11 protein-coding genes are annotated in these 13,196 nt (G+C 71.4%); 4 read left to right on the forward strand and 7 right to left on the reverse strand.

Annotated features, from left to right (window positions below):
- Positions 1-58: 58 nt before the first annotated feature.
- From E4N62_RS04960 to E4N62_RS04970, 3 genes are all read left to right on the forward strand, one after another.
- A complete protein-coding gene (locus E4N62_RS04960; RefSeq protein ID WP_230212088.1) occupies positions 59-1,108 on the forward strand; it encodes an endonuclease/exonuclease/phosphatase family protein in 1,050 nt (349 codons plus the stop codon).
- Positions 1,109-1,252: 144 nt separating this feature from the next.
- Positions 1,253-2,476, forward strand: a complete 1,224-nt coding sequence (locus E4N62_RS04965) for an MFS transporter (RefSeq protein WP_230212089.1) — start codon at positions 1,253-1,255, stop codon at positions 2,474-2,476.
- Positions 2,477-2,539: 63 nt separating this feature from the next.
- Complete coding sequence (locus E4N62_RS04970; RefSeq protein WP_230212090.1) at positions 2,540-2,824, forward strand: hypothetical protein; 285 nt, start codon at positions 2,540-2,542, stop codon at positions 2,822-2,824.
- Between the two features lie 87 nt (positions 2,825-2,911).
- Here E4N62_RS04970 and E4N62_RS04975 read toward each other — a convergent pair whose 3' ends face one another.
- The 3 genes from E4N62_RS04975 to E4N62_RS04985 form a co-directional block, all read right to left on the reverse strand.
- Positions 2,912-4,690 (reverse strand): NAD+ synthase, encoded by a 1,779-nt coding sequence (locus E4N62_RS04975; RefSeq protein WP_230212091.1) that lies wholly within the window; start codon positions 4,688-4,690, stop codon positions 2,912-2,914.
- A gap of 90 nt (positions 4,691-4,780) precedes the next feature.
- A complete protein-coding gene (locus E4N62_RS04980; protein WP_230212092.1) occupies positions 4,781-5,404 on the reverse strand; it encodes a DUF305 domain-containing protein in 624 nt (207 codons plus the stop codon).
- A gap of 74 nt (positions 5,405-5,478) precedes the next feature.
- Positions 5,479-6,144 carry a DUF3105 domain-containing protein gene (locus tag E4N62_RS04985; RefSeq protein WP_230212093.1) on the reverse strand — a complete coding sequence of 222 codons (666 nt, stop codon included), beginning with the start codon at positions 6,142-6,144 and terminating at the stop codon, positions 5,479-5,481.
- Positions 6,145-6,550: 406 nt separating this feature from the next.
- Between E4N62_RS04985 and E4N62_RS04990 the strand changes: the two genes are divergently transcribed.
- Complete coding sequence (locus E4N62_RS04990; RefSeq protein WP_060886099.1) at positions 6,551-7,912, forward strand: glutamine synthetase family protein; 1,362 nt, start codon at positions 6,551-6,553, stop codon at positions 7,910-7,912.
- Between the two features lie 86 nt (positions 7,913-7,998).
- Here E4N62_RS04990 and E4N62_RS04995 read toward each other — a convergent pair whose 3' ends face one another.
- The 4 genes from E4N62_RS04995 to E4N62_RS05010 form a co-directional block, all read right to left on the reverse strand.
- The gene (locus tag E4N62_RS04995) at positions 7,999-8,562 is read right to left on the reverse strand and encodes a dihydrofolate reductase family protein (RefSeq protein WP_230212094.1); all 564 of its coding nucleotides are present in this window, start codon (positions 8,560-8,562) and stop codon (positions 7,999-8,001) included.
- Positions 8,563-8,704: 142 nt separating this feature from the next.
- A complete protein-coding gene (locus E4N62_RS05000; RefSeq protein WP_230212095.1) occupies positions 8,705-9,268 on the reverse strand; it encodes a DUF4291 domain-containing protein in 564 nt (187 codons plus the stop codon).
- A gap of 69 nt (positions 9,269-9,337) precedes the next feature.
- A complete protein-coding gene (locus E4N62_RS05005) occupies positions 9,338-9,784 on the reverse strand; it encodes a VOC family protein (protein WP_230212096.1) in 447 nt (148 codons plus the stop codon).
- 183 nt (positions 9,785-9,967) lie between these two features.
- The gene (locus E4N62_RS05010) at positions 9,968-12,979 is read right to left on the reverse strand and encodes a bifunctional [glutamine synthetase] adenylyltransferase/[glutamine synthetase]-adenylyl-L-tyrosine phosphorylase (RefSeq protein WP_230212097.1); all 3,012 of its coding nucleotides are present in this window, start codon (positions 12,977-12,979) and stop codon (positions 9,968-9,970) included.
- Positions 12,980-13,196: the final 217 nt, after the last annotated feature.

Here is a 13,196-nt window from a genome sequence, read left to right on the forward strand (position 1 = left end):
CCCTAGGGTCTTCAGAGCGCGGGGGGTAGAAGTGCACGGCAGGCAGTGAGGCGACGGTATGGCGCAGGCGTACATGACGGAGACGGGCGGCGGCGGCACGGGTCAGGGCCGCGAACAATCCCGGTTCCGGCGCCTGTTCGGCCGCCTCTTCGGCGGGTGGAGAGGAGACCGGCGGATCTGGCGGCGCGGCATCGTCCTCGCGGTCCTCGCCGTTCTCGTCGCCCTGGTGATGGTGTTGCACGCCCAGGTCCCCAACGCCGTGGGCAACCTGGGGAGTCTGACCGAGACGTTCCTGCCCTGGTTCGGTCTCGCGATCCCGCTGCTGCTGATCCTCGCCCTGGTCCGCAAATCGGCCACCGCGCTCGTCGCGCTCCTGGTGCCCACGGTCGTCTGGCTGAACACCTTCGGCGGACTGGTCACCAGCAAGACCGGCACCGGCGGTGACCTCGCCGTCGTCACCCACAACGTCAACGCGGAAAACGCCGACCCGTCCGGCACGGCCCGCGAGGTGGCCGCCTCCGGCGCGGACGTGGTGGCGCTGGAGGAACTCACCGAGAACGCGGTGCCGGTGTACGAGAAGGCGCTCGCGGCGGCGTACCCCTACCACGAGGTCGTCGGCACGGTCGGGCTGTGGAGCAAGTACCGGATGAGCGACACCAAGCCCGTCGACATCAAGCTCGGTTGGGAGCGCGCGATGCGCTCGACGGTGGCGGCACCGGACGGGCCGGTCGCCGTCTACGTCGCCCATCTCCCCTCGGTGCGGGTGAAGCTGGAGGCCGGGTTCACCGCCCGCCAGCGCGACAAGAGCGCCAACGCCCTGGGCGAGGCCATCGCCGACGAGCCGATCCAGCAGGTCGTCCTCCTCGGCGACCTCAACGGCACCATGAACGACCGCGCCCTGAACGCCGTCACCGCCCAGATGCGCTCCACCCAGGGCGCCGCGGGCAACGGCTTCGGCTTCAGCTGGCCGGCGTCGTTCCCGATGGCCCGTATCGACCAGATCATGGTCCGGGGCATGGAGCCGAAGGCGTCCTGGACCCTGTCGGAGACCGGCAGCGACCATCTGCCGGTGGCGGCACGGGTGACGATCGACACGCCCGGAGACTGACGGCGCAGGTGGGGCGAGCGGGCGGGACAGGGGAACACACGTCTGGTTGGAGTTTGTTCCGCCAGTGAACATACGATGGAACGGAACCGATTCCTTCCTTTCCTTCCCCTTGTCCTACCGCACCCTTTGAAAGGTCTCTCCGCCATGCCCTTGGCCCTGCTCGCTCTCGCCGTAGGCGCCTTCGGAATCGGCACGACCGAGTTCGTCATCATGGGTCTCCTCCCCGAGGTCGCCGCCGACCTCGGCATCTCGATCCCCGCCGCCGGCCACCTCGTCTCGGCGTACGCGCTCGGTGTCGTCATCGGCGCCCCGCTGCTCGCGGCGGCCACCGCCCGGCTGCCCCGCCGCAAGGTCCTGATCGGGCTGATGCTCCTCTTCGTCGCCGGTAACGCGCTCTCCGCCCTCGCCCCCGACGAGCACTGGCTGCTCGCCGCCCGCTTCCTCAGCGGTCTGCCGCACGGTGCCTTCTTCGGCGTCGGCGCGGTCGTCGCGACCGGCCTCGTGGCGCCGGAGCGCAAGGCCCGCTCGGTCTCGCTGATGTTCCTGGGCCTGACGATCGCCAACGTCGCCGGCGTCCCCGCCGCGACCCTCGTCGGCCAGCACTTCGGCTGGCGGATCACCTTCCTCGGCGTGAGCGCGATCGGCCTGGCCGCCATCGCCTCCCTCGCGCTCCTGCTGCCGGACGACCGCACGGAGGCCCCCTCCGCCGGCCTGCGCGGCGAACTGGGCGCCCTGCGCTCCCTGCCCGTCTGGCTCGCCCTCGGCACGACCGTCGCCGGCTTCGGCGCCCTCTTCTCCGCCTACAGCTACATCACGCCGATGCTCACGGACTCCGCCGGGTACGCCGGGACCAGCGTGACCATGCTGCTCGCGCTGTTCGGTGTGGGGGCGACCATCGGAAACCTGGCCGGCGGCCGCCTCGCCGACCACTCCCTGCGCGGCACCCTCTTCGGCGGCCTCGCGTCCCTGATCCTCGTGCTGGCCCTCTTCCCGGTGCTCATGTCCGCGCAGTGGAGCGCCGCCCTGGCCGTCGTCCTCCTCGGCGTCGCCGCCTTCGCCACCGGCTCGCCCCTCCAGCTGATGGTCATGGAGAAGGCCGCCGGCGCCCCCTCCCTCGCCTCCTCCGCCAACCAGGCCGCCTTCAACCTCGCCAACGCCGGCGGCGCCTGGATCGGCGGCCTCACCCTGACCGCCGGCCTCGGCACGACGGCCCCGGCGAGCGCGGGCGCGGCCCTCGCACTGATCGGCCTGGCGGTAGCGGCGGCGGCCCACGCCGTCGACACCCGCCGCACGCCCACCCCCGCCCCAGGACGCGGCCGCGTGGTGGCGTCCCATGTGCCGGGGGAGTCGGAGACGGTACGGGTCTGAAGCGTACGGGTGGGTGCGTAAACGCCTCGCCGCCGAGTCGCCCCCGGTTCTACCCTCACGGCCATGACGGCACACGACAGCGCCCGGCTCGTCGCGCACGCCCTCGCGGCGGCGGACGGCCGGGGCGTGCTGCTGGTCTTCCTGGAGGGGTCACCGCACTACTACGGCACGCGCGGCTTCGAGAGCGCCGTCGCGGCGGGCTTCCGTCCGCCGTCGCTGCGCATCCCCGAAGCCGCGTTCCAGGTCGCCCGTCTGTCCGCGCACGAGCCGTGGATGACGGGCACCTTCGTCTACTCGGAGCCCTTCTGGGCCTTCGACTGCGTCGGCCTGAGGGACCCGGAGGCCTGAGGGGGCTGAATTCTTGACGGAGCCGGAGGCCTGAGGGACCCGCCCTCAGGCCTCGCCCCGGCGCCTCGGCGCCCGGAGCCCCGGTGTCTACGCCCCCTCGCGCCACCGGTTCGTGATCGGCAGCCGGCGGTCCTTGCCGAAGCCCTTCGGGGAGATCTTCGTGCCCGGCGGGTACTGGCGCCGCTTGTACTCGGCGGTGTCGACCATGCGGAGCGTCTTGGTGACCAGCTCCCGGTCGAAACCGGCGGCGACGATCGCGTCGGCGCCCTGGTCGCGGTCGACGTACAGCGCGAGGATCGCGTCCAGGACCGGGTAGTCCGGGAGGGAGTCCGTGTCGACCTGCCCGGGGCGCAGTTCCGCGCTCGGGGGCTTGGAGATGGAGTTCTCCGGGATCGGCGGGGTCTGGCCCCGCTCCGCGGCCGCCCGGTTGCGCCACTCGGCGAGGCGGAAGATCGACGTCTTGTACACGTCCTTGATGGGGCCGTACGCGCCCACCGAGTCGCCGTAGAGCGTCGAGTACCCCACCGCCAGCTCCGACTTGTTGCCGGGCGCGAGCACGATGTGGCCCTCCTGGTTGGAGATCGCCATCAGCAGCGTGCCGCGCAGACGCGACTGGAGGTTCTCCTCGGCCAGGCCCGTCAGCTCGGTCGACGCCATGTAGGCGTCGAACATCGGCTCGATCGGGACCGTGCGGAAGTTCAGACCCGTCCGCCTCGCCAGCTCCGCCGCGTCACCCTGGGAGTGGTCCGAGGAGTACTTCGACGGCATGGACACGCCGTACACGTTCTGTGCGCCCAGCGCGTCGCACGCGATCGCCGCGACGAGCGCCGAGTCGATACCGCCGGAGAGCCCGATCAGGACCGACGAGAAGCCGTTCTTCGCGGCGTACGCCCGCAGGCCCACCACCAGCGCCGAGTACACCTCCTCGTCGTCGTCGAGGCGCTCCGCGTACCCGCCGGTCAGCTCCGGCTCGTACGCGGGCAGCGGCTCCTCGGAGAGGACGAGCCGGTCGATGCGCAGCCCGTCGTCGACACGCTGCCCATCAGCGGCTTCGCCGCGGGCTGTCACGGGTTCGGCGGCGGCCGCCGGGAGGTCCAGGTCCAGGACCACGCAGCCCTCCGCGAACTGCGGCGCCCGCGCGACCACTTCGCCGTGCCGGTCGACGACGATCGAGTCACCGTCGAAGACCAGCTCGTCCTGGCCGCCGATCATCGCCAGGTACGCGGTCGTGCAGCCGGCCTCCTGGGCGCGCTTGCGCACCAGTTCGAGCCGGGTGTCGTCCTTGTCGCGCTCGTACGGCGAGGCGTTGATGGAGAGCAGCAGCCCGGCCCCGGCGGACCGGGCGGCCGGGACGCGGCCGCCGTCCTGCCAGAGGTCCTCGCAGATGGCGAGGGCGATGTCGACGCCGTGCAGCCGCAGCACCGGCATGGTGTCGCCGGGCACGAAGTAGCGGAACTCGTCGAAGACGCCGTAGTTGGGGAGGTGGTGCTTGGCGTAGGTGAGCGCCACCTCGCCCCGGTGCAGCACCGCGCCCGCGTTCCGGGGCGCCCCGGCCGGCTGGCCGTACTTCGGCGCGGCGGACTCGGAACGGTCGAGGTAGCCGACGATCACCGGCAGCTCCCCGAAGCCCTCGTCGGCGAGCCGCGCGGCCAGCGCCTTCAGCGCGGCACGGGACGCCTCCACGAAGGACTGGCGCAACGCCAGGTCCTCGACGGGGTACCCGGTCAGCACCATCTCCGGGAACGCCACCAGATGCGCTCCCTGCTCGGCTGAGTGCCGGGTCCAGCGGACCACCGCCTCGGCGTTTCCGGCGAGATCGCCGACGGTCGAGTCGATCTGATTCAAAGCGAGACGAAGTTGAGGCACGCGGCCAGTGTAATCGTCAGAGCGACGCAATGGGGTGTGGGGCGGCCCACGTTCGCGGGCGCCCCACCACCGCCGCTCACGGATGGGCCGTCAGGAGCGCGGCGCGGCGCCCCGCTCCTTGAGCATGCCGGTCATCAAGGAGATCTCGGACTCCTGGGCGTTCACCATGCCCTGGGCGAGCTTCTTCTCGACACCGACGGTGCACTTGGAGACACAGCCCTCCGCCATGTGGATGCCGCCCTTGTGGTGGTCGGTCATCAACTGGAGGAAGAAGATCTCGGCCTGCTTGCCGTTCAGCTTGCCCAGCTTGTCCATCTCGGCGTCGGTCGCCATCCCGGCCATCAGCGCGCCGTCCTCGCCGGAGGCCATGCCGCCCATGCCCATCCAGGCCATCGGCTGCTCGGACGACACCTTGGGCAGGCCCCACAGATCGAGCCAGCCGATCATCATGCCGCGCTGGTTGGCCTGCGTCTGCGCGATGTCGTACGCGAGCCGCCGGACCTCCTCGTCGTCCGTCCGGTCGCGCACGATGTACGACATCTCCACGGCCTGCTGGTGATGGACGGCCATGTCCCGGGCGAACCCCGCGTCGGCGGAGTCCGTGGCGGGGGCCTTCAGCCCGGAGTCGTCACCGTCGGCGACCGCGTATGTGATCGCCCCGGCCGCGACGAGCACCGCCGCGGCCCCGGAGGCGATCCAACCGATGTGCTTCATGCTTCCCACTGTGCCAGGCCCGCTGTCGTCACTCACTCGTAGGTCGTCGCTCGTCACTCGCCGGTCGCCGGCCGTCAGGAGACGCCGTTGGTGCAGGCGGCACCCGGCTCGGGCGTCTGCTGGCCCTGGACGTAGTTCTCGAAGAACTTGTCGACGTTAGGGTCCTTCGCACCGGTCACCGTGCGCTGGTGGCCCCACGCGCTGAGCATGATCGGGTCCTTCTGGTCCTCAACCGGGCTCATCAGCGTGTACGGGGTCTTCTTGACCTTCTCCGCGAGCGCCTTGACGTCGGCCTCGGAGGCCTTGCTGTTGTACGTCACCCAGACCGCGCCGTGCTCCAGCGAGTGCACGGCGTTCTCGTTCTTGATGGCCTTGTCGTAGACGTCGCCGTTGCAGTTCTGCCAGACCGGGTTGTGGTCGCCGCCCACCGGGGGCTCCATCGGGTACTTCACGGTCTTGGTGACGTGGTTCTGGGCGAGCTTGGTGCTCCAGGTCTTCACGCCGTCCGAGCCGGTCTCCCACTTGCCGGTCGACTTGGAGTCACCGGCCACGCTGTCGCTGCCGTTGTCGTCGGACTGCGAGCGGATCAGGACCGTCCCGCCTACGACGAGGCCGGCGACTATCAGCACGCTGGCGCCGATCGTGAGGATCCGGTTCCGGCGCTCACGGGAACGCTCGGCACGGCGCATCGCCTCGATGCGCGCCTTGCGGTCCCCGCTGCTGTTGGTCTTGGCGGCCATGGGATGTGTCCTTAGTGGGGGATGGGTCGGATGGGACGGTCGGATCGACTGATCGTAATTTGATCCGCTCCCTCTCGTAAACGAGGGATCCCGTCTCCCATGCTGCCCGCCGGCCACGGATGCCGCGCGGTTTTCGGGGCACGCGTGACGGGCGTCCGGCGGATGTCGGCCCACTCGGGCATTACGGATGTCGGCGCGAGCAGGCAAGATGGGCGGCAGAGTGGTTGAGCTGCGGTGCGAGCGGTACACCTGCCGTACGCCGGGCGTTCGACCGGAGGCCGCTCGGTGGATCAAGGTGCGCAACGCGCACGAAATGGTGTTGTGGTGGGATGCTCAGGTGCCCGACCGCCTCCCGTGGCTCGGGAGCAAGGCGGCCTGACCAGCAAGGAATGGGTGGAAGCGGAAGATGGACAAGCAGCAGGAGTTCGTGCTCCGTACGTTGGAGGAGCGCGACATCCGTTTCGTACGCCTGTGGTTCACGGACGTGCTGGGCTTCCTGAAGTCCGTGGCCGTGGCCCCCGCCGAGCTGGAACAGGCGTTTGACGAGGGCATCGGCTTCGACGGCTCGGCCATCGAGGGCTTCGCACGCGTATACGAATCCGACATGATCGCCAAGCCGGACCCGTCGACCTTCCAGGTCCTGCCGTGGCGCGCGGAGGCCCCGGGCACCGCCCGGATGTTCTGCGACATCCTCATGCCGGACGGCTCCCCGTCCTTCGCGGACCCCCGGTACGTGCTGAAGCGGGCCCTGGCCAAGACCTCCGACCTGGGCTTCACCTTCTACACCCACCCGGAGATCGAGTTCTTCCTGCTGAAGGACAAGCCGACGGACGGCTCCCGCCCGACCCCCGCCGACAACTCCGGGTACTTCGACCACACCCCGCAGAACGTCGGCATGGACTTCCGCCGCCAGGCGATCACCATGCTGGAGTCCATGGGCATCTCGGTCGAGTTCTCCCACCACGAGGGCGCCCCCGGCCAGCAGGAGATCGACCTGCGCTACGCGGACGCGCTCTCCACGGCCGACAACATCATGACGTTCCGCCTGGTCATGAAGCAGGTGGCGCTGGAGCAGGGCGTCCAGGCGACCTTCATGCCCAAGCCGTTCTCCGAGCACCCGGGCTCGGGTATGCACACCCACCTCTCCCTCTTCGAGGGCGACCGGAACGCGTTCTACGAGTCCGGCGCGGAGTACCAGCTCTCCAAGGTCGGCCGCTCCTTCATCGCCGGCCTGCTGAAGCACGCCGCCGAGATCGCCGCCGTGACCAACCAGTGGGTCAACTCCTACAAGCGGATCTGGGGCGGCACCGAGCGCACCGCCGGGGCCGGCGGCGAGGCCCCCTCGTACATCTGCTGGGGCCACAACAACCGCTCCGCCCTGGTCCGCGTCCCCATGTACAAGCCCGGCAAGACGGGCTCGGCCCGGGTCGAGGTCCGTTCCCTGGACTCCGGCGCGAACCCCTACCTGGCCTACGCCATGCTCCTGGCCGCCGGCCTCAAGGGCATCGAGGAGGGCTACGAGCTGCCGCCGGGCGCCGAGGACGACGTCTGGGCCCTCTCGGACGCCGAGCGCCGCGCCATGGGCATCGAGCCCCTCCCGCAGAACCTCGGCGAGGCACTCTCCCTCATGGAACGCAGCGACCTCGTCGCCGAGACCCTCGGCGAACACGTCTTCGACTTCTTCCTGCGCAACAAGCGCCAGGAGTGGGAGGAGTACCGCTCCGAGGTGACGGCCTTCGAGCTGCGGAAGAACCTGCCGGTGCTGTAGGTGCAGGTCAGGGCGATTTTTCCGCTGGGACGGCACATGGGGGCGGCGGTCGTGGACCGTCGGCCCCTTGCCGTGGGACGCACCGGCTAGCGGAGCACGCGGTGGCGGAGGTAGACGACCTTCGCGGCGAGGGGGCGGGTCTCGACGAGTTCCAGGTCCACCCGGCGTTCGTCCCGGGGGAAGAAGGGGATGCCGCCGCCGACCAGCACCGGGTAGACGATGGCCCGGTACTCGTCGATCAGGCCCGCCTCGGCGGCCTGGGCGGCGAGGGTCGCGCCGCCGATCGCGATGTCGCCCTCGCCCGGCTCGGCCCGCAGCCGCTCGATCTCCTCCGCCACACCGCCGGAGGCCAGACGGGCATGGCCCTCCACCGCCGACAGCGTCGTGGAGAACACCACCTTCGGGAGCGGATTCCAGAGCGCGATCCATTCGCGCTCCGCGTCGCCGAGCGCCGGGTCCTGGTCGGCGGTCTCCCAGTACAGCATCGTCTCGTACAGCCGACGTCCCATCAGGTGGACGCCGACGTCCCGGATCTCGTCGATCCAGAAGCGGAAGACCTCCGGTTGGGGCTCCGACCAGTCGAAGCCGCCGTCCGGCCCGACGATGTAGCCGTCCAGGGAGACGTTCATCGAATAGGTCACGCTGCGCATCGGGAGCCCTCCTCGGTGACGGATCCGACAGTACGGCCACCGGAGACCCACCGCGATGCAAACCGCGAAGGCTGCCGACCGGCGCGGCCGTCGACCGCGAAAGCCGTCGACCGCGAAAGCCGTGGTCGCGCCGCGCGGGGGCTCAGCGCGGAGTGCGCAGGCCGTCCAGTGCCGGGGGCAGTGGATAGACGTGCTCGGCGGGGAACAGACGCTGGGCCTTCGCGGTCTGTCCGGACCGCACCAGGGCCGCGGCTTTGTGGACCCGCGGGGTGAGGTCCGTGAGGCCGACGACCCACTCGTCGGTGAAGGTCCGGATCAGATGGCGGCCGATGCCGACCTGGATGCTGTAGTGGTTCAGCGCGGCCCCGCGCGCCGAGCGCTCCGGGTCCCACTGGACGTGGACGGCGGCCCGGGCCACCGCCGCCGGGTCCGCCGTCGTCAGCACCGCCCGTGACAGCGCCTCCTCCCACCTCTCGCGGGTGATCCGGACCGCGAGCACCCGCTCCTGGCCGGACTTGCCGGCCCAGTTGCTGCGGTGCATCAGCCACAGGAACGACGGCTTGATCCACGTCATCCGACGGAACGAGAACGGCTCGACGAACCGGCCCGCCCGCAGCGCCGCGTCGGCGATCGCGGGTGCGTACGCCTGGTACACCACGATCGTGCGGGCGTCGTAGTCGGCACGGATCTCGTACGGGGAAGCCATGCCCGGCACCCTGCCAGCCGCCGGGCGGCGGCCGCGAGCGAATATCCCCGCCCGTCGGCCGCGGCCGGACTACTGCCGTTCCGCCAGCTCCGCCAGCACCTGGTGCAGCGGCTCCGTGGCCCTGCGCCGGTACTCCTGGATCGACCAGCCGTTGCCGTCCGGGTCCTTGAAGTACATGAAGGTGGCGCCGTCGTCGGGGGTGTACTGGACGGGATCGGAGACGTCGAGGCCGCGTTCGCGGAGCTCGGTGTGGGCGGCCTTGATGTCGGCGACGCAGAGCTGCAGACCCTGGTAGGAGCCGGGGGCCGGCGTGGTCTCACCCTGGGCCATGTCCCAGATGGCGTCGCCGAGGGCGATCGAACAGCCGGAGCCCGGGGGAGTCAGCTGGACGATCCGCATGCCCGGCATGACCTCCTGGTCGATGTCGACGTGGAAACCGACCTTGTCCCGGTAGAAGTCCCGGGCCCGGTCGATGTCGCTCACCGGTAGCGGAATCACTTCGAGCGTGTACTGCATCCCTCGTCCTCCAAGTCGCCTTCGACTTTTCGCCTGGCCGTACCGCCATCGCGTCCGGAGGTACGGCTCCCCCTACCGAAGCCGAAAACCGCGCCGGGCGCCACCGAGAACCGAAAGCCCGCCGCAACCGGGGTGTCGTCGTGCCGCCCACGGCCACGAAGGCCCGTGCTCCTCCGGCGGGGCTCACCCCCCGTAGAACAGCTCGTCCACCACCGCCCGAGCCCGTCGTGTGATGCGGCGGTAGTCGTCGAGCATGTCGCCCACGTGGCCGGGGCCGTACCCCAAGTACCGGCCCACGGCGGCGAGTTCGCGGCCGTGGGAGGGGAATGTGTCGCCCGCGCGGCCCCGTACGAGCATCACCGCGTTGCGGACGCGGGTGGCCAGGACCCAGGCCTCGTCCAGTATGGCCGCGTCCTCGACGCCCACCAGGCCGGCCTCGCGGGCGGCGGCCAGGGCCGCGCGGGTGCGGGTCGTGCGCAGGCCCGACTCGCGGTGGCCGTGCTGGAGTTGGAGGAGCTGGACGGTCCACTCGACGTCGGAGAGGCCGCCGCGGCCGAGTTTGGTGTGGAGGGTCGGATCGGCACCGCGCGGCATCCGCTCCGACTCCATACGGGCCTTGATGCGCCGGATCTCGCGCACGGCGTCGTCGCCGAGTCCGTCCGACGGGTAGCGCAGCGGATCGACGAGATCCATGAAGCGGCGGCCCAGCTCCGCGTCCCCGGCGACCGGTTCGGCGCGCAGCAGCGCCTGCGACTCCCACACCAGCGACCACCGGCGGTAGTAGGCCTCGTACGACTTCAGCGTCCGTACGAGCGGGCCGGTCTTGCCCTCGGGGCGCAGGTCCGCGTCGATGAGGAGCGGCGGGTCGGCGCTCGGGAGCTGGAGCAGGCGGCGCATCTCGGAGACGACCGCGTTCGCGGCGCGGGCCGCCTCCTGTTCGACGGAGCCCTCGCGCGGCTCGTGGACGAACAGGACGTCGGCGTCGGAGCCGTAGCCCAGTTCGTGACCGCCGAAGCGGCCCATGCCGATCACCGCGAAACGGGTGGGGAGCGTGTCGCCCCAGCCCTCGCGGACCACGGCCCGCAGGGTGCCCGCGAGGGTCGCGGCCGTGAGGTCGGAGACCGCGCCGCCGACGAGGTCCACGAGGGCGCCCTGGTCGGCGGTCGCCGGGGTCGCCTCGGTGCCGTAGGAGCCGACGATGTCCATGGCGGCCGTACGGAACAGTTCCCGGCGGCGGACGCCGCGCGCGGCCGTGACGCCCTGCTGGGCGCCGTCGGCCCGGCCCACGGCGGCGAGGATCTCCTGCTCCAGGGGGGCGCGCTCGCGGGCTTCGAGACCGCCGGCGCCACCGGCGACCCCGTCCCCGTCACCGAGGAGCGAGACCGCCTCGGGGGCGCGCATGAGCAGGTCGGGCGCCAGGCGCCCCGCGGACAGCACGCGCGCCAGGTTCTCCGCCGCCGCGCCCTCGTCCCGCAACAGCCGGAGATACCAGGGGGTTCTGCCGAGCGCGTCGGAGACCTTGCGGAAGTTGAGCAGACCCGCGTCCGGGTCGGCGGAGTCGGCGAACCACCCCAACAGCACGGGCAGCAGCGTGCGTTGGATGGCCGCCTTGCGGGAGACGCCGGAGGCCAGGGCCTCCAGGTGGCGCAGGGCCGAGGCCGGGTCGGCGTAGCCGAGGGCCACGAGGCGTTCGCGGGCCGCGTCGGCGCTCAACCTGATCTCGCCGGGGGCGAGTTGGGCGACGGCGTCGAGGAGCGGCCGGTAGAAGAGCTTCTCGTGCAGCCGACGTACGACGGCCGCGTGGCGCCGCCACTCGCGGTTCAGCTCGGCGATCGGATCGGTGCGCAGGCCGAGGGAACGGCCGATCCGCCGCAGGTCGTCGTCGCCCTCGGGGACGAGGTGGGTGCGGCGCAGCCGGTAGAGCTGGATGCGGTGCTCCATGGAGCGCAGGAAGCGGTAGGCCGCGTCGAGTTGGGCCGCGTCCGCCCGCCCCACATAGCCGCCGGCGGCCAGCGCGCCCAGCGCGTCGAGGGTGGTCCCGCTGCGCAGGGACGTGTCCCCGCGTCCGTGCACCAGCTGGAGCATCTGGACGGCGAACTCGACGTCCCGCAACCCGCCCGGCCCGAGCTTGAGTTGCCGGTCGACCTCGGCGGCCGGGATGTTCTCCACCACCCGGCGCCGCATGCGCTGCACGTCGGTGACGAAGTTCTCCCGTTCGGCCGACTTCCAGACGAGTGGTTCGAGCGCGGCGACGTACGCCTCGCCCAGTTCGAGGTCGCCCGCGACCGGCCGTGCCTTGAGCAGCGCCTGGAACTCCCAGGTCTTCGCCCACCGCTGGTAGTAGGCCAGATGGCTGCTGAGCGTTCTGACGAGCGGGCCGTTGCGCCCCTCCGGCCGCAGGTTGGCGTCGACCGGCCAGATGCTGCCCTCGACGGTCGTCTCGGAGCAGACCCGCATCATGTGCGAGGCGAGCCGGGTGGCGGCCCGGATCGCCTTCTGCTCGTCCGCCCCGTCCGCCGTCTCCCCGACGAAGATGACATCGACGTCGGAGACGTAGTTGAGTTCGTGGCCGCCGCACTTGCCCATCGCGATCACCGCGAGCCGGCACTGCTCCGCGTCCTCGGGCGCGGCGGCGCGGGCGATCGCGAGGGCGGCGCGCAGCGTGGCGGTGGCGAGGTCGGCCAGCTCGGCGGCGGTCTGGGCGACGTCCGTCGTACCGCAGACGTCGCGGGCGGCGATGGAGAGCAGGCAGCGGCGGTAGGCGACCCGCAGGGAGACGGGGTCGGTGGCCTCCGCGAGCCCCCGTTCGAATTCCTCGACGCCCGGGTGCAGATCCCGCGGCTCGTACGTCACGAGCGCCTGCCAGTCCTGCGCGTGCCGGGCCAGATGGTCACCGAGCGCGGCGGACGCGCCGAGCACCCCCAGCAGCCGGTCCCGCAGCGGCTTGGCCGCTATCAACGTGTCCAGCACCGCCCGCCGGGCCGTACGGTCCGGTTGCGCCTCCAGCAGCCGTACGAGGCCCAGCAGGGCGAGATCGGGGTCGGCGGTCGCCCCGAGCGCGTCCAGCAGGACCGGGTCGCTCCGTACGGCCGACAGCTCCTCGCTCTCCAGCAGCCGCTCGGCGGCGCCGGCATCGGTGAAACCGTGCCGCAGCAGTCGCGAGTACGTACTGCTCCTGCGCCCCGGCGCCGTCATCCCAGGCCTCCCGTCGGATCAAGCCCGCTCGTCCACACGTCCGCCCACCCGATCGCCCGACTCCGCCGATCAAGACCGTACGGGCACGAGCCTAGCCGCAGTACCTGCGAGAAGCGCCGGCCGACCGGGGGCGGCCCGGGTGTCGGCGTTCTCGAGGGAGGACAACGGGGCCGTGGGACGGGACGGGACGAGTCGGGCCGGGGCGGCGGGTCCTGCC

It is taken from the genome of Streptomyces sp. MNU76, assembly GCF_020982545.1.
GTDB lineage: Bacteria > Actinomycetota > Actinomycetes > Streptomycetales > Streptomycetaceae > Streptomyces.